Raw genomic sequence first — 22,984 nt, 5'->3', positions numbered from 1 at the left:
TTGAATGGGAGCACTCATGATTGAATTGTTGGGTAAATCGTTAGTTGAATTGCAAGCGTTATTTGAGGAACATAAAATTCAAAAATTTCGTGCGAAACAATTGATTGATTACATATATCATCGTCATATTTTTGTATTTCAAGATATGACACAATTCCCTAAGACCTTGAGAGATTGGTTGGATTCTAATTGCATAGTATCGATTCCTAAAGTGATTACTCAATCTGTATCACCCGACGGAAAAACACAGAAATTATTATTGGAACTTGATGATCACAGCAGAATTGAAGCCGTTCTAATGGAGCAACATTATGGTAACTCTGTATGTGTTTCCTCCCAAGTAGGATGTGCTATGGGCTGTGTTTTTTGCGCATCTACACAGGGGGGATTATTTAGAGATTTATCGGTTCCTGAAATTGTAGGTCAAGTTGTTCTCTTTAGTGCTTTAAAACAAGAAGATATTCACTCTTTAGTTGTCATGGGTGCTGGTGAACCATTACAAAATTATGACAATGTATTGCAGGCGTTAAAACTTATTCACGACCCTATGACATTTGATATTAGTTATAGAAAAATGACTATTTCTACCTGTGGTTGGGTTCCTAATATTTATAAATTGGCAGATGAGGATCTTCCTATTACATTAGCGTTATCTTTACATGCTACAACAGATGAAACACGTCGTAAGATTATGCCTGTTGGATCTCGATACAAATTAGGCGAGGTTTTAGATGCTGTAAAATATTATTATGAAAAAACACAGCGACGTATAACATTTGAATATATTTTAATAGATTCAATTAATGTATCGTTAGAGGAAGCTCATGAGTTAGGAAACATTGGCAAGGCATTTCCTAATTGTCATGTCAATCTTATTCCTGTAAATGGGAATGAACATATTAATTTGTATAAACCTTCTAGTAAACATATGAACATATTTAAGGATATTGTCGCTTCTTATGGTGTTTCTGTTACAATTCGTAAAGAAATGGGCGATGCTATTCAAGCCGCATGTGGACAATTAAAAGTAGCCCACGGTCGGAAAGAGGAGATTCATGAATAATATCGTAGGTTTAAGTAAAATTGGATTAGTCAGAAAACAGAATGAAGATCGCTTTTTTATTAGTGATAATATTTGTGCTGTTACTGACGGCATGGGAGGCTATAGAGGTGGAGAAATCGCCAGCACCTATGCTGTTGATGAAATAAAAGAATATTTACAATCTACTCCTACCATTAATGAAACGTCCTTAGTTGATGCTATATTACATGCGAATACACGCATAGTTAATCGTGTGGCACGAGAGGAACGGCTTAGTGGAATGGGAACTACTGCTGTTGTGGTTGCTAAGGTAGATGATAATCTACTTTGGGCTAGTGTCGGCGACAGTAGACTCTATATTTATAGAAATGATGAATTGACGCAAATTACCACGGATCACTCTATGGTTCAACAGTTATTAGATGCTGGTGAAATTACAAAAGAAGAGATGATTGTACACCCGCAACGTAATTTATTAACTAGAGCCGTCGGTGTTGAAGAAGATTTACATGTCGATAGTGGTACACTACCTGTAAAATCCGGTGATCGAATTCTATTATGTACAGATGGATTATCTGGGTATATTAGCGATGAAAGAATACGAGAAGTATTACATCATATTGATGATAATACAGAGGTATTAAATACATTGATTGCTGATGTATATGATGCTGGTGCCGGTGATAATGTTACCATTATAGTAGGAACTATCTAATCTAGATATGGAGAGTTATAAATATTATGAAGATTAAAGATACATTGCTGGATAATCGCTATCGTATCCTGACCAAGATTGGTGTTGGCGGAATGGCCGACGTATATAAAGGTGAAGATACTTTATTAGGCCGTCCAGTAGCCATAAAAATTTTACATTCAAACTTTGCTAGTGACGATGAATTTGTAAGTCGATTTAAACGAGAAGCGCAGGCTGCAGGCAAGTTAAATCATCCTAATATCGTGAATATGTATGATGTGGGCTATGATCAAGGCATGCATTATATCATTATGGAATATGTAGACGGAGAAACACTTAAAGAATATATTACCCGTCATCATCGATTATCCATTGACGAAGCAGTTAAGATTACTATTGCTATCGGTGAGGGCTTAGAACATGCCCATGCAATGGGAATTGTTCATTGCGATATCAAACCACATAATGTAATTATTACAAATACAGGTCGTGTAAAGGTGACTGATTTTGGTATTGCACGTGCTATGAATACCACTAACACTGTTATGTACACAAATTCTATAATGGGGTCTGCTCATTATCTTTCACCAGAACAAGCTAGTGGAAAACCTGTCGATGGAAATACAGATATTTATTCCTTAGGTGTCGTTTTATATGAAATGTTAACTGGCAAGGTCCCTTTTGAAGGGGAAACACCAATTGCAGTAGCATTAAAACATGTACGAGAAAAGGTCATTCCACCTACAAGATATAATCCTTCGATACCACCATTGTTAGAAGCGGTTGTGATGAAAGCATTAGCTAAAAATCCTGCTGATCGATTTGATTCCATATCTGAAATGATGGGGGACTTACGTTTATCTCAAGGCTTTACGATGGGAAAAACACAACGTCATGAACCATACGATTTTGCGACACAAATGATTCCGGCTGTAGATCCAGATACATTAGATGATTTCAGTGATATCGATGATCCTACGCCTAATGAGGAAAAAAAGAAATCTATGCTTAGTAAGATTGCATCTATACCACAAAAATATATAGTTCTTGGTGCTGCCGTTATTTTCTTGATTGCATTTTTAGGTGCATTCTTGAGTTATGGTAATTTTTGGAGTAATACCACTGTTGATGTACCAAATGTAGTAGGTAAACAAGTCTCTGTGGCCAAAAATATTTTGGAAGATAAACACTTACGAGTATCGACAAGTGAGGTAACTAATACAGATGTTCCAGCAGGACAAGTTATTTCTCAAAGCCCTGGTGCTGGGGAAAAAGTTAAGGAACAGCGTACTATACATTTAGTCGTATCTAAAGGTGTTGGTGATATTACAGTTCCTGATCTTTCTGGTTTGACTGTAGATCAAGCGCGTCAACGTCTTAAAGATTTAGGCTTAGTTGTAGGTAAAATCTCACAAGGATCTGTTGAAGGAAAACCTGATAATGTTATAGTTGCACAAAGTCCTTCTGGTGATTCTAAGGTATCCAAAGGCACTACTGTTGATTTAGTTGTAAATAAAGCACAAGCTAAGAAGGTTAAAATGCCAGATCTCGTTGGTATGACCTTGAAAGATGCTCGCCAAGTATTGAGTTCTAACAATATTGGTGTTAATCAGATTGCTGGTTCAGTAGATGATAAATCAATTGTTACAGAACAAAGTATAAAAGCTGGTGAAGAGGTTTCTGAAGGTAGTAGCTTGAACTTAGCTACTGAATTAAAGGGAGATTCTTCCAAAAAAGACGACTCTAAGCAAAGCTCTTCTAATAGAACGAAAGGGACTGTAGATATAACTGTACCGTCTGGTTCTAAAAATCAAGAAGTCAAAATTGTCGTAAAGGATGATGATGGATCTTCCGTTATATACGATGATACAAATAAACCTGGTGACCGTATCGTAAAAAATGTATCTGGTGTGGGCAATGTTCGAATACAGGTGTACCTAAATGGTGCATTAGTTCAAGATACTGCGTTGTAGAGGCCGTATGAGTACAGGTATTGTAATTAAAAATATGAATGGTTACTTTTATATTCAAGATGAATTTGGAACCATTCATGAATGTAAGGTGCGGGGACGTATTAAAAAGTCGAAATATAGTTTGCTTGTAGGTGATCGTGTAGAGTTTTCAGAAGACGGATTCGTTGAGACTATCTTGCCACGTCACAATTCAATGATACGTCCTGCTGTCGCTAATATCGACCAAGTTATCCTTGTTGTTGCTTCTCATAATCCTGACATTAATGAGTTATTACTCGATAAAATGTTAGTAATGATTGAACATGCTGATATACCGGTCATTTTATGCATAAATAAGTACGATGTCGGTGATGCATCGACAGATATATTAATCGATAAGTACAAATCGATTGGATATCATGTTATCACTACATCTGCCATAAATCATATTGGTATTGATGAATTACGCAATCATTTGCAACACAAGATTACTGCTTTTGCAGGACCTTCCGGTGTTGGTAAAAGTAGCCTCTTAAATGCAGTGGATGAAAAATTTGCATTCCAGACGGGTGAGATAAGCGATAAGATTAAACGTGGGAAGCATACAACACGTCATGCCTCATTGTTTAGTTTAAATGCTGATTCATTTATCATGGATACACCTGGCTTTAGTTCTATTGAATTTACTGATATTACATTAGAACGATTACCTACACTATTCCCTGAATTTTCTGATTATGTAGAAGCTTGTAAATTTAATCCTTGTTATCATGAGCATGAACCGATTTGTGGTATCAAGGCGGCTTTGGCAAATCATAAAATTTTTGAAAGTCGCTATGATGCGTACACGAATATTCGAAAAGATATACAAAACCAAAGAAAGAGGTTTTAAAATGATTAAAATAGCTCCATCTATGTTATCCGCAGATTTTTCAATATTGCGTGATGAAATTAAAAGTGTTGAACTTGCTGGTGCTGATTATCTTCATATCGATGTTATGGATGGACATTTCGTGCCTAACCTTACATTTGGTGCACCCATTGTAAAAGCTATCCGCCCACATACTGCATTGCCTTTTGATGTACATTTGATGGTCACTAATCCGGCTGATTATGTTGAAGAATATGCAAAAATTGGTGTTGAGTACTTTACCTTTCATCAAGAAACAGTTCCTCATATGCACCGATTGATACAGCAGATTAAATCCGCTGGTATGAAAGCAGGGGTTGCGCTCAACCCAGGGACACCAGTTTCGATGTTAGAAGATGTGGCCAGAGACTTGGATATGATTTTAATCATGTCCGTCAATCCAGGATTTGGAGGACAATCCTTTATTCCACGGGCTGTAGAAAAAGTAAAACAAGCGAAACTTTTATTGGATTCAGCTGGTAATAATGATGCTGTTATAGAGGTTGATGGTGGTATTAACGACATTACTTGCATTCCAATTAAGGATGCAGGTGCCACTATGTTAGTTGCTGGATCTGCTGTATTTGGGGCTCCTGATAGAGCGAAGATGATCGAAGCAATACGTAATAACTAATATAAAATATATCTAGATTCGAGTAAAAATCATAAGTCTTTTGTTGTAGATATATACTATGATATAAAGAGTCAGTAATTCTTTTATAATTACTGACTCTTTACTTGCTTTTAGAATATTTTTTTGTTAAAATTACTAGGTATGAAAAATATGCACGTCAGTGGACTTCGGTACTGTGCCTAATTTTGGGTGACCCGAAGGATGAAGCGGCGGAGGTTAATTAACAGGAGGTGCCACAATGGCAGTTGTATCAATGAAACAATTATTAGAGGCTGGTGTACACTTTGGTCATCAGACTAGAAGATGGAACCCTAAAATGGCGAAATTCATCTTCACTGAACGCAATGGTATTTATATCATTGACTTGTCTAAAACAGTTAAAAAAGTAGAAGAAGCTTACAATTTCTTACGTGAAGTTGCTTCCCAAGGCGAAGTAATCTTGTTCGTAGGTACTAAAAAACAAGCTCAAGAAGCTATTAAAGAAGAAGCTATCCGTGCTAACATGTTCTTCGTTAACGAACGTTGGTTGGGCGGTATGTTGACTAACTTCAAAACAATTGAAACTCGTATTAAACGTTTAAAACAATTGGAAGCTATGGCAGAAGATGGTACTTTCGAAGTATTGCCTAAAAAAGAAGTTATCGGTCTTCGTCATGAAATGGAAAAATTGGAAAAATATCTTGGCGGTATCAAAGATATGCCTAAAATGCCAGGTGCTCTTTTCGTAGTTGATCCTAAAAAAGAAAAAATCGCTATTGCAGAAGCTAAAAAATTGGGTATTCCAGTTGTTGCAACAGTTGACACTAACTGTGACCCAGATGAAGTAGAATTCCCAATCCCAGCAAATGATGACGCTATCCGCGCTGTAAAATTATTGGCTGGTAAAATGGCTGACGCTGTTCTTGAAGGTCGTCAAGGCGAATCCTTCGAAGAAGGCAATGCTGAAGCTGCAGAATAATTCTGTTAGCACTTAATCATAATTGATTAGCATTTGAAAGATAAATCTATAACATATATAATTAGGGTAAGGACTATATCCTTACCTTAATTAGTACTAGGAGGAACAAATAATGGCAATTACTGCTGCTATGGTAAAAGAATTGCGCGACATGACTGGCGCAGGTATGATGGATGCAAAAAAAGCATTAGTTGAAACTGACGGTAATATCGATAAAGCGGTTGACCTTCTTCGTGAAAAAGGTTTGGCTGCTGCAGCTAAAAAAGCTGGTCGTATTGCAGCTGAAGGTGTAGTACAATCTTACATTCATGCTGGTGGTCGTATCGGCGTTTTGGTTGAAGTTAACTGCGAAACTGACTTCGTTGCTAAAACTGATGATTTCCAAAGCTTGGCACGCGACATCGCAATGCAAATCGCAGCTGTTAACCCTACATACTTAAACCGTGAAGAGGTTCCTGCTGAAGTAATCGAACATGAAAAACAAGTATTGTTGGAACAAGCTAAAGCAGAAGCTGAAGAAGATGTTAAAGCAGGCCGTAAACCAAAACCTGAAGCTGTTTTGGAAAAAATGGTTAATGGCCGTATTGAAAAATTCTATAAAGAAAATTGCCTATTAGAACAAGCGTTCATTAAAGATGGTGACAAAACAGTTACTGATATCATTAATGAAAATATTGCAAAAATCGGTGAAAACATCAACGTACGTCGTTTTGTTCGCTACGGTTTGGGCGAAGGCATTGAAAAACGCCAAGATGACTTCGTAGCAGAAGTAATGGCATCTGTTGGTAAATAATTAATACATAATAAGAGAACACCGTACCGTGTTCTCTTATTTTGCAATAGAGGAGTATACAAATGGCAAAGAGACACTTTAAACGTATTGTTTTGAAGTTAAGTGGTGAAGCATTAGCGGGTGATCAAGGTTTTGGTATTAACCCTGATGTAGTTGAAAAGTTTGCACAAGAAATCGCAGCTTTGGCAAAATCCACTGATTTAGAAATCGCTATTGTTGTTGGTGGCGGTAACCTATGGAGAGGGTTAGCTGGTAGTAATCAAGGTATGGATCGTGCTACAGCTGACTATATGGGCATGTTGGCAACAGTGATGAACTCCTTAGCATTGCAAGATGCATTAGAACAAGCTGGCGTGGATACTCGCGTACAAACAGCTATTGAAATGCAGGAAATTGCAGAGCCTTATATTCGTCGTCGTGCAATTCGTCATTTGGAGAAAAAACGTATCGTTATCTTTGGAGCAGGCCTTGGGAAACCTTATTTCTCCACTGATACAACAGCTGCATTGCGCGCTGCAGAAATTGAAGCTGATGCAATTTTGATGGCTAAAAAGTTTGCTGATGGTGTATATGATTCTGATCCAAAAACAAATCCTAATGCCGTTAAATTTGATGAATTAACATATAATGACATTATTACAAAAGAATTAAAAGTAATGGATTCTACATCTACTACATTATGTAAAGACAATAATATCCCTATTATCGTTTTCAGCATGGATATTCCTGGTAATATTACCAAAGCTGCAAAAGGTGAAGAAGTAGGGACTATCGTTCGCGGAGAATAAACCACTATGGAATTAAAAGAATTAATGCAACAACAAGAAGAACGTATGAATAAGTCCATCGAGTCTTTAAAGCATGAATTTGCTTCTATTCGTACCGGTCGTGCTAGTACTGCATTACTTGATAAGGTGATGGTTGATTACTACGGATCTCCTACGCCAATTAATCAAGTAGCTAATATTTCTGTACCAGAACCTCGTATGATTTTAATTGCACCATGGGATAAATCCATGATTGGTGCTATTGAAAAAGCCATTTTACAATCAGATTTGGGATTAAACCCAGGTAATGATGGTACGGCTATTCGTTTGACAATTCCTCAATTAACAGAAGAACGTCGTAAAGAAATTGTTAAAGTAGTTCATAAGAAAGCTGAAGATGCAAAGGTAGCAGTTCGTAACATTCGTCGTGATGCTAATGATGCATTGAAAAAAGAAGAAAAAGCTAAAACGATTACTGAAGATGATGCTAAAGATGGTTTAGATCAAATTCAGAAATTAACGGATAAAAAGATTAAACAAATCGATGAATTGAAAGCCGTTAAAGAAAAGGACGTATTAGAAGTATAATGACTAATTCTAGTAGTCTTATTGGAATGCCTTGGCAGCTTGCAAAGTCTCAATTGCAGGCTGCCCATATTCCTTTTAAGGTAATAATAGGCGATAATTTTAATCGCTTTTTTGAGATAGCCTCTGAAGGCTATTATGTCGCAAGAATCACTGAATCTGAGGATATGCTTCATATCATTCTATATAGACCTATGGTTGTAAGTGATTTTGGACATACTCTGGAGGTAATGTATGCTGAGGAAACTATTTAAACGCCATACCTCATCTACAGTTAATATAGATGAACACAATGTGCCTCGTCACGTAGCCATTATTATGGATGGCAATGGACGTTGGGCAAAGCGTCGTGGCATGCCTCGGTCAATGGGACATCGAGCAGGTGCTGATGTATTAAAAGAAATTGTTATTGCTGCTGATGAAATCGGTGTAAAAGCATTAACAGTATATGGATTCTCAACGGAGAACTGGAAACGGCCTGAGCAAGAGGTTTCTCTTTTGATGGCCTTGATTAAAGAATATTTACAAAAAAACGTACAATATATGCATGAACATAATGTTCGTATACGTTTCATTGGATATATTCAAGGACTTTCAGAAGAATTACAAACGATTATTTCTGATTCCGAAGCATTAACTAAGAATAATACAGGCCTAACCTTACAATTAGCTATTAATTATGGTGGGCGTGATGAGATAGTACGGACTGTTCAAGGAATAGCACACTCTGTGTTAGAGGGACAACTTGCAGTTCAAGATATTACTGAACAATATGTTAGCAGTCATTTGTATACGCAAGAGTTTAGTGATGTCGACTTACTAATACGTCCTAGCAAAGATTATCGTATTAGTAACTTTTTATTATGGCAGTTAGCATATGCCGAATTTTGGTTTACTGATTTACATTGGCCAGATTTTACAAAAGAAACATTATTAGAAGCTATAGCAGCCTATCAAAAACGAGAACGTCGTTTTGGTGGCTTGCAAGAGGAATAATCGATGCTTAAAACACGTGTTATCACTGCAGTTATCGGGTTTATCATTGCGTTAGGTGCCATTACACTAGGTGGCTTAACATATGATATACTCATTACATTATTAGCACTTATTGGATGGCGAGAATTTATACTGCTAAGTAAGGCTAAACATGTTCGTGTACCGGTATTGTGGGGATACCTTTCAATTATCGCTATCATGATATCCTTGTGGTTTGGTAGTTATACAGTAAGTATGGCTTGCTTTGTATTTGCCATTATTTCCAATTATCTAATGTGTACATTTGGTGAAAATACATATTCTATGAGTAGCGTTTCTTATAGCTTATTTGGCTTGCTATATATAGTAATGGGACTAGGCTCATTATTATTGATACGTCATGACTGGCTCTATAGTTCATTAACAATGCCTATTGTTGGTGAAAGTTGGGGCGTAGTTATGCTATGGTTATTATTGTTTTCAACATGGGCTAGCGATACCTTTGCGTACTTTGCCGGTCGTGCATTTGGTAAACGTAAAATTGTACCGTCTATAAGTCCTAATAAAACATTAGAAGGTTTTATTGGCGGTTTTATCGGCTGTGTTGTAACTGGTATTGTGTATGCTGTAATCAGTCATATACCAGTTTATATAGGTGCCTATGTTGGCATCATTTGTGGTGTATTAGCACCTTTAGGTGATTTATTTGAATCTAAATTAAAACGATTATGTAATGTAAAAGACTCAGGTACACTATTACCTGGTCATGGTGGGGTTTTAGATCGTTTTGATAGTTTAATGTTTACCGCACCGGTTACATTATTATTAATTTTATGTTTTGCATAATAAACATAAACAGAAAAGAAGGCTTTTATGAAGTATGTAAGTATATTGGGAAGCACTGGCTCAATTGGTACACAAACATTAGATGTTATTAAGCAACATCCTGACCAATTTAAAGCCGTTGCATTAGTTGCTCACCGTAATATTGATTTATTAGAACAACAAATTAATGAATTTAATCCATTAATAGCTGGTGTAGTTGATGAACAAGCATATATGCTTCTTAAAGAACGTTATCATGGTTCCACTAAAATTATAGGTGGTAAAGAAGCTTTGATTAGTGCAGCCACAATTCAAGAAGCTACTATGGTGGTTACGGCAATTGTTGGTGCTGTTGGTATTGAGCCAACTGTAGAGGCCATTAAGGCCCGCAAGACTATCGGCCTTGCCAATAAAGAAACATTAGTGGCAGGTGGACCTTTAATTACGGCACTTGCTAAGGAGTATAATGTTGCTATTTTACCTATAGACAGTGAACATAGTGCTATTTTCCAATGTTTGGAAGGACAAGCTAAATCGAATGTAGATTCATTGATATTAACTGCTTCAGGTGGGCCACTTCGAACCTGGCCTAGTGAACGTATTGCTTCTGCTACGGCAGAGGATTGTTTAAAACATCCTACATGGAATATGGGTAGCAAAATTACTATTGATTCTGCTTCTTTATTTAATAAAGGGCTAGAGGTAATTGAGGCCCATTGGTTATTCGACTTTGATTTTGATCATATCGATGTGGTGGTTCACCCTCAAAGTATTATTCATTCCATGATTCGTTTAAATGATGGTGCTATCCTTGCACAAATGGGTAATCCTGATATGCGTGAACCAATTCAATATGCTTTAACATATCCTAAACGGATGCACCTTGATATGAAACATTTGGACTTTAAAGAATTACTCACTCTTGAGTTTATGCCTCCTAGAGTGGATGATTTTCCTGCTTTAAATTTAGCATATGAAGTTGGTAAAATTGGTGGTTTTAAGCCAGCCGTATTTAATGCAGCTAATGAGACTGCCGTATATGCATTTTTAGATGGAAAAATCATTTTTAGCGATATCTATAAAATCGTTACCGCTGTTTTGGAATCCATGGGAAGAGATGATGATTTTACTCTCGATAACTTACTAGCTATCGATCAATGGGCTCGCATAAAAGCTTCAGAATTTATAAATAGGAGATAGTATGATTACGGCTTTAGCCACAATATTTGTATTTGGTCTAATCGTGTTTATTCATGAATTAGGTCATTTTATAACTGCAAAATTATCAGGCATGCGTGTTGATGAATTTGCTATTGGTTTTGGCCCTGTTTTGCTAAAAAAACAGTATGGCGAGACCTTATACTCTGTTCGTTGTATTCCGTTAGGTGGTTTCAATCGCATCGCTGGAATGACACCTGATGAGCCATTAGATGATGGTTCATTCTATACAAAACCAGCTTATAAAAAACTTATTGTTATTTCTGCTGGTGCTATTTTTAATTTTTTATTGGCTATAGTCATTTATTTCGGCCTAAATGCTACAGTGGGGACAATGGTTTCTACTGATAAGCCTATAATTGGCAGTGTTATTACAGGTGGTGCTGCAGATTTAGGAAAATTACAGGGCGGAGACATTATACTTTCCATTGATAACCAACCTATTTCCAAGTGGTCAGAGATTTCTGAACGTTTGAAAGGCACAGCTAATCATGGTGTTACCGTTGTAGTAAATCGTAATGGTGAAACAGTTGAAACTACTGTAATTCCAAAGATGGAAAAGGATACACCAAAGTTAGGTATATATCAAGCATATGAAACAATACCTCATAGTATAGGGGATTCTTTCATACTAGCTGTTCAGAAAACAGGATATATTATTGTAGCTATGGTAGATGGACTACGTGAAATGGTTGTAGGTACAGAGCAGGCTGAAGTATCTGGACCAGTTGGCATTTCACATATGGCAGGTTCTATAGCTCAACAAGGCTTTGCACCTCTATTGAGTTTTGCCGCATTGCTAAGTATTAATTTAGGTGTTATCAATCTTTTGCCGTTACCAGTTCTTGATGGTGGGCATCTCATCATCATTTTAATAGAGGCCATTACAAGACGTAAATTACCGGCTAAAGCTTTGATGTATATTCAAATGATTGGTATTGCGTTATTAGTTACCATATTTGTATATGCTACTGCAAAAGATATACTACAATTACTATAAATAAGTCATAGTTAGGAGTTATATATGATTACTAGAAAACCAACAAATGGTATCTATGTAGGCAATGTAAAAATTGGCGACTATGCACCTGTTAGTATTCAGTCAATGATTACTACTGATCCTGTACATACGGAAAAGGCGATTGCTGAAATCAATCGATTAGCTGATGCTGGTTGTGAATTAGTTCGAGTTGCAGTTCCTACAATGGAATCTGCAAAAGCATTAAAAGCGGTACGTGCAGGAATAACCATTCCTCTTATAGCAGATATCCATTTTGATTATAAATTAGCATTAGAAGCCATTGATAATAATGTAGATGGCCTTCGAATTAATCCAGGCAATATCGGTGGAGAGGATAAGGTGTTGGCCGTTATTGAAAAGGCTAAACCTAAGCAAATTCCAATTCGTATTGGTGTCAATGCAGGTTCTTTACCACAACATATATTAGACGCTTATGGAGGTCATCCAACAGCTGATGGTATGGTTGAGACCGCATTGGAACACGTACGTATTTTAGAGAAATTGGACTATAAACAAATGAAGATTTCTATTAAAGCTACCGAAGTACCACTTATGGTAGAAGCTTATAGAAAGCTTTCAGATAAAATACCATATCCATTGCATTTAGGTGTAACTGAGGCCGGTACCATTAAACAAGGTACGATTAAATCGGCTATGGGTATTGGTGCATTGTTATTAGATGGTATCGGTGATACCTTGCGCGTATCCTTAACAGGTGACCCTATTCATGAAATTGAGGTGGGTAAAAGTATTCTAAGCAATTTAGGTCTTAGAAACTTTGGAGCTACCATGATTTCATGCCCAACATGCGGTCGTTGCCAAGTTAATTTATTTGATATGGCAAGCATTGTAGAAGAACGTCTAGCATCCATTTCTGCACCTATTAAGGTTGCCGTGATGGGATGTGTCGTTAATGGACCTGGTGAAGCTAGGGAAGCCGATTTTGGTATTGCCGGTGGCAAAGGTCAAGGTATCGTATTCAGAAAAGGGGAAGTTTTAAAAACCGTACCCGAATCTGAACTAGTAGATACTTTATTTAGAGAAATAGATCAATATTTAGAAACAATTGATAAGGAGTAATTGTATGTTAGCCAGTAAATTATATGCCCCAACATTGCGGGAAGTTCCATCTGATGCAGATGTGGTAAGTCAACAGCTTATGTTGCGCGCAGGTTTTATGCGTAAGGTTGCTAATGGTTTATATAGTTTTTTACCTTTGGGCTGGCGAAGCATCAAAAAAATTGAAGCTATCATTCGCGAAGAAATGGACCGTTCTGGTGCACAAGAGATTATGATGCCTATTTTGCAACCAGCAGAGATTTGGAAAGAATCTGGTCGATGGAATGCGTATGGTGCTGAAATGATGCGTATCAATGACCGCCATGATGTGGAGTACTGCTTAGGACCAACTCATGAAGAAATGATTACGACATTGGTAAAAAATGAAATTAATTCATATCGTCAATTACCAGTTAATCTTTATCAAATCCAAAGTAAATTCCGCGATGAACGTCGTCCACGATATGGTTTAATGCGTAGCCGCGAATTTATCATGAAGGATGGGTACTCCTTTGACATTGATGATACAGCTGCAGATGTTTCTTACAAAAATATGTATGATGCATATAGTCGTATTTTTACTCGTTGCGGTCTTACTTTTAGACCTGTAGAAGCAGATAGCGGTGCTATTGGTGGTAGCAATACTCATGAATTTATGGCTATTGCTGAAGCCGGTGAAGCAGATATTATTCACTGTTCTGCTTGTGACTATGCAGCGAATATTGAAATCGGCAAACCTGGCATTATGAAGCAAGCAGAAGAAGCTTTAAAAGAATTAGAAGTAGTAGATACACCTCATGCATCTACTATTGAAGCTGTTGCAGAAATGCTCAATTTACCTTTGGAAAAAACTATTAAAGCAGTAGTATATGCTATTGAAGATAAAGTAATTCTAGCTATGGTTCGCGGTGATCATGATGTGAATGAAGTGGCTGTTCAACATGCTGTTAATGGTTCTGTAGAACCTGAAATGGCAACACCTGAACAATTGGAGAAGGTTGGATTGACAGCTGGTTTTATCAGCCCAGTAGGTCTTAAACATACTGATGATTTTGCTATTGTTGTAGATGAATCTGTTATGGAAACTTACAATGTTTGTGGTGGTGCCAATAAAGCTGATGCTCATTACATCAATATCAATCCTAAACGCGATTTTAATACAGAAGATATTATCGTAGCACCTATTCGTTTGATTACTAAAGACGATGTGTGCCCTGAATGCCATAGTCCTTTAGAATACAGTAAAGGTATCGAAGTAGGCCAAGTATTTAAGTTAGGTACTAAATATTCTGAAAGTTTACAAGCTACATACCTTGATCAAAATGGTCGTCCTAATGCAATGGTTATGGGCTGTTATGGTATTGGCGTTAGCCGTACATTAGCTGCAGCTATTGAACAATATCATGATGAAAATGGTATTATTTGGCCTCGTGCTATAGCTCCATTTGAAGTAGTTATTGTTCCTATTAACGCAAAAGATGAAGCTCTAATGTCCACAAGTACATCTATTTACGATACATTGTTAAACAATAAAGTAGATGTATTATTAGATGACCGTAAAGATCGGGCTGGTGTTAAGTTTAAAGATGCTGATCTTATTGGCTATCCATTGCGTATTACAGTAAGTAAAAATACGTTGGAAAGCAATGAGGTTGAAATCCGCGTTCGTAAAACAGGTGAAGCTATTAATTGTCCAATCGATGAAGTATCTAACAAGGTACAAGAATTATTGAGCCAATTATAATTAAATTGCGATTCTAGTGAAAGCTCATTGGAATCGCAATTTTTATATTTATATATATGTGAATTTATTCAATTTCATATTGAAAACTTTTAGTTAATACCTTGTAAAAACTTGAATAAACAAGCGGAATAAGTCATAATAAAATGATAGGGTAATGTAATAATTTGGAGGTAATTATGCGTGTAGATTTTCATATGCATTCTACATTTTCTGATGGTGTAGAAACACCAGAACAGCTATTACAACATGCTATTGAAGCTGATTTGAAAATGATTGCATTAACTGATCACGATGAAATTGCTGGTATAGATGTAATGTTACAAAATAATAGTTCTATTCAAATTATTACAGGTTGTGAGTTCAGTGGTCACTATAAAGGCAAGGATATTCATATCTTAGGTTATGGATTTAATCATCATGATGAAGGATTACAGAAATTCATTGAATTTTTTAAAGAAAAACGTGAATCAAGAATAAAAGAAATTATTAGTCGATGTATTGCTCATGGCTATGACATTTCTTTTTCTGAATTACAAAATTTATATCCAAATACTAAGTCCTATGGTAGACCACATGTTGCTAGATTATTAATAGATCATGGCTATGCCAAAGATGTACAAGATGTATTTGACGGTATATTAAATTCAAAAAGCCCTTGTTATATACCTAAAGTAAAATTAGAAGTACCAGAAATATTAGATATTATTCATAATGCAAATGGGCTAGCCGTATTAGCGCATCCCAAATTAGTCCGTAATGATGAGTATGTCGGGGAACTATTAAACTATAGTTTTGATGGTGTAGAAGTATATCATTCTAAACATGATTATGATGATGAAGTAAAATATTTAACCATGGCAAAAGAACGAAATTTATTTATTACAGGTGGATCTGATTATCATGGAATACCTAATCGATACCCTTATCATTTAGGTGAATATGTTGTAGATAGTAATCTAATAAATCAATTTATTGAACGCATACGTTGTATATCAGCGTAATTATAGATGTGAGGTGTACTATGGAAGTTATTGCTTTTGTAGGTGGTAGTGGGACCGGTAAAAGTCATCGGGCTCTCGTACTAGCTCATGAAAATAGTGTAGAATGCATTATTGATGATGGTATTTTAATTCATGATAATAAAATTGTAGCTGGATTTTCTGCCAAAAAAGAATCTAGCCGGTTAAAGGCCGTTCGTCGTGCTATATTTCAAGATCCTGTTCAGGTTAAAGAGGTTCGTAGTCAATTAGATGCGATAAATCCTAATCGATTGATGATTATTGGTACATCCGATAATATGGTCAAAAAAATTACAAAGGCATTGGGGCTTCAAGAACCAGATCGATATATTCGTATTGAAGATGTGGCAACCCCTAAAGAAATTGAAAAAGCACAGTATGCTCGTTTAAAAGAAGGTAAGCATATCATTCCTGTGCCAACCATGGAGTTAAAGCCTCACTTTAAAGGATATCTTATCGATCCAATTAAGACGATTTGGAGACGACGTACATTGCGTAAACAAGATCCTGATAAAATTGGTCAAATTGGATCTGAAGGCTTTGAACGTTCCGTTGTTAGACCAGCCTTTAGTTATTATGGTCGTCTAACATTTGATGATGATGTCATCATTAAATTAATTAGAAATGGCCTAAAAAAGGTTCCTGGTGTTGATGCCTCATCAGACATCGCTTTCAAAAAGAGCTCTAAAGGGCAGAATGGTTTAATATTAGATATGTCAGTTGTTATTGAACAAGGTCATCCAGTTAAAACACTGATGCAACAGGTACAAAAATCTGTACGCAACGAATTAGAATATATTACGGGCATGTCTGTAGAGCGGATGTCTATAAAAGTAAAAAATATTGTAGAAACAAAACGTAAGATTATAAAACATATTTAGGAGATAGAATGAAGTCATATTATATATATACCTATGGTTGTCAAATGAATACCGCTGATTCTGAGCGTCTTTCACATCAACTTGAAACAGTAGGTTATATACCGACCGATGATGTAGAATCGGCAGATTTAATATTATTGAATACCTGTGCAGTACGTGAAACGGCAGAAACGAAAGTATTTGGTCGTATCGGTGAATTAAAACGTTTAAAACAAAAAAATAAAAATTTGATCATTGCTATTACAGGTTGTATGGCACAAAAAAATCAAGCTGAAATGTTTAAACGCGCACCTCATATCGATATTGTCCTAGGTACTCATAATATTCAACATATTAATGAAATGATTGCTGAGGTTCAACGTACCCATAAGCATCAAATCAATGTTGACATGGATAATACAGTACTTCCAGAATTACAGGCAAAACCTAATGGTACATTTTTTGCTTGGGTACCGATTATGAATGGTTGTAATAAATTTTGTACTTATTGTATCGTTCCTCATGTGCGCGGTCGCGAAATTAGCCGTCCCGTAGAAGCAATTGTAAAAGAAGTAACAGAGTTGGGTGCAAAAGGGTTTAAGGAAATTACGTTGTTAGGACAAAATGTAAATTCCTATGGCTTAGATTTTAAAGATGGTACCAATTTTGGCACATTAGTAGATGCCCTTGATCATATCCCAGGCATCGAACGTATTCGTTATATGACGAGTCATCCTCAAGATATGACCAAATCAATGATTGATGCATTGGGGCGCTCTAGTAATATCGTTACGCATTTACATTTACCAATTCAATCCGGTTCTGATAGAATTTTAAAGAAGATGAATCGTCATTATACGGTGGAACATTATAAAGAATTATTATCCTACTGTAGAGAAAAAATTAAAAATGTGGTTGTAACAACCGATATAATCGTAGGTTTTCCTGGGGAGACTGAGGAAGATTTTGAACAGACGCTTCAATTATTAAAAGATGTTCGCTACGATATGGCTTATACTTTTATTTACTCTAAACGGTCTGGTACGCCTGCTGCTACCATGGATGAGCAAGTTCCAGAAGAAGTAAAACGCGTTCGTCTACAACAATTGATGGATATTCAAAATGAAATTTCTTTAGAACTCAATAAAACTATGGAAGGCAAAGTATTTGATATTATTGTAGAAGGTCCAAGTGCTAAAGATGAAACCATGTGGTTCGGTCGTACGTCCGGGAATAAGATGGTACTATTCCCAAAAGATGATGAGTTAACTATCGGTGATACTGTACCAGCCTATATTGATAAAGCACAAACATGGGTCTGCTACGGTACCATTCAAAAGGGGTAAGAATGGCAAAAAAAGTAACACCAATGATGGAACAATATTTAGATATTAAATCGCGACATAGCGATGAGCTTCTATTTTTCCGACTTGGTGATTTTTATGAATTATTTAATGAAGATGCATTAATTGCATCTCGAGAATTGAATATTACCTTAACAGGTAGACCGACAGGCAATGAGGAACGAACACCTATGTGTGGCGTTCCTTTTCATGCTGCTGAAAGTTACATAGAAACTTTGGTTAAAAAGGGGTATAAGGTTGCTATTTGTGAACAATTAGAGGACCCTAAGGCCGTAAAAGGCATCGTTAAACGGGATGTTATCCAAGTCATTACACCGGGAACTGTAATGACAGAAAATGGTAATGATGCACGGAGTAATAACTTTTTAGCTCTATTCTATTTAGTTAAAGAGGCCTGGATTCTTGTATTCTCCGATGTATCTACGGGTGAGGTCATTTGGGATCGTGTACCTCAAAACAATATAAGTCAAATATATGATTCTCTTAGCATGTATAGACCTGCTGAAATCATTGTTCCTGAAGGAACTATTTTGCCACAATCTATTGTTGATTTTATTCATAATCAATTTAATAATGTAGTATTATCCCCTTTTGCCTCCTTTGAAAATGTAGAACATGCATGTAAATTAGCAAATAATCACTTTCAAGATATGGGCCTTATGGAGGAAGATGTATTAGCTGCATTAGGTTTTATGCTCTTATATTTACAAGATGTAATAAAAACAGAAATAGCCCATATTAATTATGTTCATCAGATGGATGTAGGCAATCGTTTGATTCTAGATACATCCTCATTGCGTCATCTTGAGATTACACACAACTTGCGGGATGGCGGTGTAAAGGGGACTTTATTAGATGTGCTCGACAGAACATTAACACCTATGGGGGCCCGTTTATTAAAACAATGGTTGGAAAGCCCTCTTACGGATATATCTACTATTCAACGACGTCAAGCTGCTGTTGCGGAACTCATATCTCGCAATGGTGAAAGATGCGAAATTCAAAGTTATTTAGATTGTATTTATGATTTTGAGCGTATCGTAGGTCGTATCGAAACAGGTTCTGTATCGCCTCGCGATTTTACATCGCTTCGTGAATCCCTCCAAGTATTACCGCAAATTAAGAATCTTCTTAAAGAATTTTCTGGCCTTTCATTGTCATCTATTAATAATCGCATTGATAATCATGCTGATATATATGATTTATTGAATCGAGCTATCGCAGAACAACCGGCATTAACATTGAAAGATGGACGCGTAATTCGGGATGGCTATAACGAAGAATTAGATGAACTACGATCCTTAGCAACCAATAGTGAGGTTTGGCTTCAAAAGTTAGAGGATAAGGCTAGAGAAGAAACAGGCCTTAAACTAAAAACGAAATATAATAAGGTTTTTGGATATTTCTTTGAAGTAAGTAAATCTCAAATTGATAAGGTACCGGCCTATTTTATTCGGAAACAAACCACAGTCAATGCAGAGCGTTATATTACACCTGATTTAAAAGAATTTGAAATTAAAATTCTAAGTGCCAAGGAAAAAATTGTTTCCTTAGAGCAACAGCTCTATCAAGATTTACGCGATCAAATCAAAGGCGTTATTAAAAAGGTTCAGGAAACAGCTAGAGCTTTGGCAGAACTGGATGTACTTGCATCATTAGCGACTGTTGCCTATGAGTCTAACTATATTTGCCCGAATATCGTTATGAATGGTCAAATTAATATTCGTGATGGTCGTCATCCGGTGATAGAAAAATTCTTAAAAAGAGAGGTTTTTGTTCCTAATGATGTAGTACTCAATCATGATGATGAAGAATTTATGCTTATAACTGGACCTAATATGGCTGGTAAATCTACCTATATGAGACAGGTAGCGATACTTATGATTATGGCTCAAATTGGGTCATTCATTCCTGCTAGAGAAGCCACTATTTCTCCTGTAGATCGCGTATTTACACGTGTAGGTGCGAGCGATGATATTTCTACAGGTCAAAGTACATTTATGGTAGAAATGAAAGAGGTTGCGTATATTCTTGAAAATGCTACCTCTAAGAGTTTGATTATCCTTGATGAAATAGGACGTGGTACAAGTACCTTTGATGGTTTAAGTATTGCACAAGCAGTGGTAGAACATATTTGTAAACATATTCATGCAAAAACATTGTTTGCTACACATTACCATGAATTGATACCTTTGGAGGACGTATACCCTCGTTTGAAGAATTACACGGTAGCTGTAAAGGAAAAAGGTAAGGATATAGCCTTTTTACGCCGTATTATTAGAGGTGGTGCCGATAGGAGCTATGGTATTCACGTAGCAAAATTAGCAGGTTTACCAGCTCAAGTATTGAAACGAGCGGAAGTGATTCTTGAATCCTTAGAGGAACAAAATACCGATACTGATGATTTAAATAATCGCGTTATAACATCAGATTCTGTTGTTAAGTATACTAAACCATCTATCGAACAAGATGATTTTGGCAATTTATTCACCCATTCTGTTGTGGATTCCTTGTTAGCTATAGATGTGAATACGATGACACCTATAGAGGCGCTAAATGCAATTCATCAGTTACAAGCAGAGGCGCGTAATGGAGGCGGTAAATAATGGCAACCATACATGTTTTGGATGAAACTACAATCAATAAAATAGCAGCTGGTGAGGTTGTAGAACGTCCCGCATCAGTTGTAAAAGAACTGATTGAAAACTCTATTGATGCTGGTGCTACATCGATTGAAGTGGAAATTGGCGAAGGTGGTAGTGCATATATGCGCATTACTGATAATGGCAAGGGGATGACAGAAGAAGATGCCCGCCTTGCAGTTTTGCGCCATGCTACCTCTAAGATTCAAAATGTAGAGGATTTATTCGATATTGCATCCTTAGGGTTTAGGGGAGAGGCTTTGGCGAGTATCGCCTCTGTTTCTCATTTTATTTTGACTACTAGAACTGTAGACCAAGAACTTGGTACACGTATCCTCATCGATGGAGGAACCTTTACTGATTGTATTCCTTATGGTGCAGCACCTGGTACGACAATTGAAGTGAAGGAATTATTTTTTAATACACCAGCTCGTCGTAAATTTCTTAAAACTGAACGAACTGAATCATCTAAAATTCAAGACATTGTTGGTAAATTGGCGTTAAGTAATCCGCATATTGCTTTTAAATTAACTATTGATGATCGTGTAGCCATTATTACACCAGGATCTGGCTCCATACAAGATACAGTGGCTGCATTATATGGTTATAAGACCAAGAATGATATATTTCCTATCGCTTATGAAAGTGAACATATCTATATCGAAGGTGTTGTATCAAAACCAACATTGTTAAAAAGCACGCGTATTTGGCAAACTATTATTGTCAATAATCGAGTTATATCAGATAAAACAATTTTTAAAGCCATAGATAATGCGTACCATGCATTATTACCAAAATCTGGATATCCATTGGTTTTACTACATATAACTGTACCGGCTAGTATGGTGGATATCAATGTACATCCTCGGAAGAGTGAAGTTAAATTCGAAGATGATAAAATCATATTTAAAGCTGTGTATCATGCAATTCTAAATGCCTTAAATAACCCTCTTCATGAACGGTATGAACGTGAATCATCATCGTTTACTCAACCTTTAGAAACTGAATCACAAGGTAGTAGCTATAACTCGTACCAAGCTCCACAAGTTTTGAGTGATCATAATGATACGGCTGAACATATTGCTACAGCCATTGACTATGATAAGGTTTTTGGCGGACGGCGCACTAAGGGATATGAGGTATTACGTCAGGATACACGCGATTTTGTAGATGCTTTAAAAGAAAAAGGGTTTACACCACCAGCTCCAAAAGCAACGTATGAACAGGAAACATTTGAGGAATCCTCATTTACATCAGTTCCTACAGCTTATACTAGCTATACGACGGAAGATAAAGAGAAATTCCATCAAATACAAGAACAGCATATAGAAGATGAGTCTAGAGATATACAAAAATCAGGCTTTTTACCAATGGGGCAGGTTGCATCCTGTTATATATTAGCCAAAAAAGGTGATGATTTATATATTATAGATCAGCATGCAGCACACGAACGTGTCCGTTATGATCGTTTGTGTAAATCTTCGGAAGCTATACCAATGCAAAGCCTGCTTGTACCGACTTATAGCAATGCTACAGAGGATGAAATGAATCTTGTTGAGAATGAACAGGACGCTTTGTTGGATTTAGGCTTTGAAGTAGAGCTTGGCGGTCCTAATCAAATCAAATTAGTTGGTGCACCTGTAGATCTAGTAGAAAGTAAAGCTCAGGAAATTTTATCTTATGTATTTACTTTTTTGCATGACCATGAACAGCCTACTAAAGCTCAATTGCGTCATGAAATGCTAGCTTATGCATCGTGTAGGGGTGCCATTAAATCTGGACACAATCTTAATATGTACCAAATGACAACACTTATTGAAGATTTATTCCATACAGATAAACCTTATGTGTGTCCTCATGGTCGCCCAACAATTATTAAATTTACACCTGATGAATTGGGTAAGTTATTCTTAAGGTCTTAA

Annotated in this window: 21 protein-coding genes; all 21 read left to right on the top strand. The window is 36.5% G+C overall.

What is annotated here, in order from left to right; genetic code table 11:
- Positions 1–16 precede the first annotated feature (16 nt).
- The 21 genes from rlmN (at position 17) to mutL (ending at position 22,984) form a co-directional block, all read left to right on the top strand.
- Positions 17–1,063, top strand: coding sequence for a 23S rRNA (adenine(2503)-C(2))-methyltransferase RlmN (rlmN, locus tag HMPREF1504_RS03745; RefSeq protein WP_038123546.1), 1,047 nt, complete (start codon positions 17–19; stop codon positions 1,061–1,063).
- On the top strand, positions 1,056–1,757 hold the full coding sequence (locus tag HMPREF1504_RS03740) for a Stp1/IreP family PP2C-type Ser/Thr phosphatase (RefSeq protein WP_005378761.1): 702 nt from the start codon (positions 1,056–1,058) through the stop codon (positions 1,755–1,757). The genes rlmN and HMPREF1504_RS03740 overlap by 8 nt, the downstream gene beginning before the upstream one ends.
- 26 nt (positions 1,758–1,783) lie before the next feature.
- Complete coding sequence (pknB, locus tag HMPREF1504_RS03735) at positions 1,784–3,709, top strand: Stk1 family PASTA domain-containing Ser/Thr kinase (RefSeq protein WP_038123543.1); 1,926 nt, start codon at positions 1,784–1,786, stop codon at positions 3,707–3,709.
- Positions 3,710–3,716: 7 nt separating this feature from the next.
- Positions 3,717–4,580 carry a ribosome small subunit-dependent GTPase A gene (gene rsgA, locus HMPREF1504_RS03730; protein ID WP_038123542.1) on the top strand — a complete coding sequence of 288 codons (864 nt, stop codon included), beginning with the start codon at positions 3,717–3,719 and terminating at the stop codon, positions 4,578–4,580.
- Between the two features lies 1 nt (position 4,581).
- Positions 4,582–5,232 (top strand): ribulose-phosphate 3-epimerase, encoded by a 651-nt coding sequence (rpe, locus tag HMPREF1504_RS03725; RefSeq protein WP_038123541.1) that lies wholly within the window; start codon positions 4,582–4,584, stop codon positions 5,230–5,232.
- A 238-nt stretch (positions 5,233–5,470) separates the two neighbouring features.
- Positions 5,471–6,190 carry a 30S ribosomal protein S2 gene (gene rpsB, locus HMPREF1504_RS03720; protein WP_005379396.1) on the top strand — a complete coding sequence of 240 codons (720 nt, stop codon included), beginning with the start codon at positions 5,471–5,473 and terminating at the stop codon, positions 6,188–6,190.
- A gap of 112 nt (positions 6,191–6,302) precedes the next feature.
- Entirely contained in the window at positions 6,303–6,983 is a 681-nt protein-coding gene (gene tsf, locus HMPREF1504_RS03715; RefSeq protein WP_005379419.1) for a translation elongation factor Ts, read from the top strand.
- Positions 6,984–7,045: 62 nt separating this feature from the next.
- Complete coding sequence (pyrH, locus tag HMPREF1504_RS03710) at positions 7,046–7,771, top strand: UMP kinase (RefSeq protein ID WP_005378934.1); 726 nt, start codon at positions 7,046–7,048, stop codon at positions 7,769–7,771.
- A 6-nt stretch (positions 7,772–7,777) separates the two neighbouring features.
- On the top strand, positions 7,778–8,338 hold the full coding sequence (gene frr, locus HMPREF1504_RS03705) for a ribosome recycling factor (protein WP_005378949.1): 561 nt from the start codon (positions 7,778–7,780) through the stop codon (positions 8,336–8,338).
- Positions 8,338–8,589, top strand: coding sequence for a hypothetical protein (locus HMPREF1504_RS03700; RefSeq protein WP_038123539.1), 252 nt, complete (start codon positions 8,338–8,340; stop codon positions 8,587–8,589). Before frr ends, HMPREF1504_RS03700 begins: the two co-directional genes overlap by 1 nt.
- Positions 8,570–9,331, top strand: a complete 762-nt coding sequence (locus tag HMPREF1504_RS03695; protein ID WP_038123535.1) for an isoprenyl transferase — start codon at positions 8,570–8,572, stop codon at positions 9,329–9,331. The genes HMPREF1504_RS03700 and HMPREF1504_RS03695 overlap by 20 nt, the downstream gene beginning before the upstream one ends.
- A 3-nt stretch (positions 9,332–9,334) precedes the next feature.
- Positions 9,335–10,156: a phosphatidate cytidylyltransferase gene (locus HMPREF1504_RS03690; RefSeq protein WP_005378915.1), complete on the top strand. Its 822-nt coding sequence runs from the start codon at positions 9,335–9,337 to the stop codon at positions 10,154–10,156.
- Positions 10,157–10,183: 27 nt separating this feature from the next.
- On the top strand, positions 10,184–11,335 hold the full coding sequence (locus HMPREF1504_RS03685) for a 1-deoxy-D-xylulose-5-phosphate reductoisomerase (RefSeq protein ID WP_038123533.1): 1,152 nt from the start codon (positions 10,184–10,186) through the stop codon (positions 11,333–11,335).
- 1 nt (position 11,336) lies between these two features.
- Positions 11,337–12,353, top strand: coding sequence for an RIP metalloprotease RseP (gene rseP / locus HMPREF1504_RS03680; RefSeq protein ID WP_005379402.1), 1,017 nt, complete (start codon positions 11,337–11,339; stop codon positions 12,351–12,353).
- A 24-nt stretch (positions 12,354–12,377) separates the two neighbouring features.
- On the top strand, positions 12,378–13,454 hold the full coding sequence (gene ispG / locus HMPREF1504_RS03675) for a flavodoxin-dependent (E)-4-hydroxy-3-methylbut-2-enyl-diphosphate synthase (protein ID WP_005379002.1): 1,077 nt from the start codon (positions 12,378–12,380) through the stop codon (positions 13,452–13,454).
- Positions 13,455–13,458: 4 nt separating this feature from the next.
- Positions 13,459–15,177, top strand: coding sequence for a proline--tRNA ligase (locus HMPREF1504_RS03670; RefSeq protein ID WP_038123529.1), 1,719 nt, complete (start codon positions 13,459–13,461; stop codon positions 15,175–15,177).
- A gap of 176 nt (positions 15,178–15,353) precedes the next feature.
- Positions 15,354–16,178, top strand: coding sequence for a PHP domain-containing protein (locus tag HMPREF1504_RS03665; RefSeq protein ID WP_038123527.1), 825 nt, complete (start codon positions 15,354–15,356; stop codon positions 16,176–16,178).
- 20 nt (positions 16,179–16,198) lie between these two features.
- Positions 16,199–17,077 carry an Asp23/Gls24 family envelope stress response protein gene (locus HMPREF1504_RS03660; RefSeq protein ID WP_038123526.1) on the top strand — a complete coding sequence of 293 codons (879 nt, stop codon included), beginning with the start codon at positions 16,199–16,201 and terminating at the stop codon, positions 17,075–17,077.
- An 8-nt stretch (positions 17,078–17,085) separates the two neighbouring features.
- Positions 17,086–18,402: a tRNA (N6-isopentenyl adenosine(37)-C2)-methylthiotransferase MiaB gene (miaB, locus tag HMPREF1504_RS03655; RefSeq protein WP_038123522.1), complete on the top strand. Its 1,317-nt coding sequence runs from the start codon at positions 17,086–17,088 to the stop codon at positions 18,400–18,402.
- A 2-nt stretch (positions 18,403–18,404) separates the two neighbouring features.
- Positions 18,405–21,026 (top strand): DNA mismatch repair protein MutS, encoded by a 2,622-nt coding sequence (gene mutS / locus HMPREF1504_RS03650; RefSeq protein ID WP_038123519.1) that lies wholly within the window; start codon positions 18,405–18,407, stop codon positions 21,024–21,026.
- Complete coding sequence (mutL, locus tag HMPREF1504_RS03645) at positions 21,026–22,984, top strand: DNA mismatch repair endonuclease MutL (RefSeq protein ID WP_038123518.1); 1,959 nt, start codon at positions 21,026–21,028, stop codon at positions 22,982–22,984. The genes mutS and mutL overlap by 1 nt, the downstream gene beginning before the upstream one ends.

The sequence above is a fragment of the Veillonella sp. ICM51a genome (assembly GCF_000524355.1).
Classification (GTDB): Bacteria; Bacillota; Negativicutes; order Veillonellales; family Veillonellaceae; genus Veillonella; species Veillonella atypica.
The sequence above is the reverse complement of the archived record's forward strand: the minus strand, read 5'-3'. Positions and strand labels throughout refer to the sequence as shown.

Bases quoted from the DNA above. Each gene is read 5' to 3' on its own strand.
- HMPREF1504_RS03690 (WP_005378915.1), top strand. From the start codon at position 9,335: ATGCTTAAAACACGTGTTATCACTGCAGTTATCGGGTTTATCATTGCG.
- ispG (WP_005379002.1), top strand. From the start codon at position 12,378: ATGATTACTAGAAAACCAACAAATGGTATCTATGTAGGCAATGTAAAA.
- rsgA (WP_038123542.1), top strand. From the start codon at position 3,717: ATGAGTACAGGTATTGTAATTAAAAATATGAATGGTTACTTTTATATT.
- pyrH (WP_005378934.1), top strand. From the start codon at position 7,046: ATGGCAAAGAGACACTTTAAACGTATTGTTTTGAAGTTAAGTGGTGAA.
- rseP (WP_005379402.1), top strand. From the start codon at position 11,337: ATGATTACGGCTTTAGCCACAATATTTGTATTTGGTCTAATCGTGTTT.
- HMPREF1504_RS03685 (WP_038123533.1), top strand. From the start codon at position 10,184: ATGAAGTATGTAAGTATATTGGGAAGCACTGGCTCAATTGGTACACAA.
- pknB (WP_038123543.1), top strand. From the start codon at position 1,784: ATGAAGATTAAAGATACATTGCTGGATAATCGCTATCGTATCCTGACC.
- frr (WP_005378949.1), top strand. From the start codon at position 7,778: ATGGAATTAAAAGAATTAATGCAACAACAAGAAGAACGTATGAATAAG.
- tsf (WP_005379419.1), top strand. From the start codon at position 6,303: ATGGCAATTACTGCTGCTATGGTAAAAGAATTGCGCGACATGACTGGC.
- mutL (WP_038123518.1), top strand. From the start codon at position 21,026: ATGGCAACCATACATGTTTTGGATGAAACTACAATCAATAAAATAGCA.
- HMPREF1504_RS03670 (WP_038123529.1), top strand. From the start codon at position 13,459: ATGTTAGCCAGTAAATTATATGCCCCAACATTGCGGGAAGTTCCATCT.
- rpsB (WP_005379396.1), top strand. From the start codon at position 5,471: ATGGCAGTTGTATCAATGAAACAATTATTAGAGGCTGGTGTACACTTT.
- HMPREF1504_RS03695 (WP_038123535.1), top strand. From the start codon at position 8,570: ATGCTGAGGAAACTATTTAAACGCCATACCTCATCTACAGTTAATATA.
- miaB (WP_038123522.1), top strand. From the start codon at position 17,086: ATGAAGTCATATTATATATATACCTATGGTTGTCAAATGAATACCGCT.
- rlmN (WP_038123546.1), top strand. From the start codon at position 17: ATGATTGAATTGTTGGGTAAATCGTTAGTTGAATTGCAAGCGTTATTT.
- mutS (WP_038123519.1), top strand. From the start codon at position 18,405: ATGGCAAAAAAAGTAACACCAATGATGGAACAATATTTAGATATTAAA.
- HMPREF1504_RS03740 (WP_005378761.1), top strand. From the start codon at position 1,056: ATGAATAATATCGTAGGTTTAAGTAAAATTGGATTAGTCAGAAAACAG.
- HMPREF1504_RS03660 (WP_038123526.1), top strand. From the start codon at position 16,199: ATGGAAGTTATTGCTTTTGTAGGTGGTAGTGGGACCGGTAAAAGTCAT.
- HMPREF1504_RS03665 (WP_038123527.1), top strand. From the start codon at position 15,354: ATGCGTGTAGATTTTCATATGCATTCTACATTTTCTGATGGTGTAGAA.
- HMPREF1504_RS03700 (WP_038123539.1), top strand. From the start codon at position 8,338: ATGACTAATTCTAGTAGTCTTATTGGAATGCCTTGGCAGCTTGCAAAG.
- rpe (WP_038123541.1), top strand. From the start codon at position 4,582: ATGATTAAAATAGCTCCATCTATGTTATCCGCAGATTTTTCAATATTG.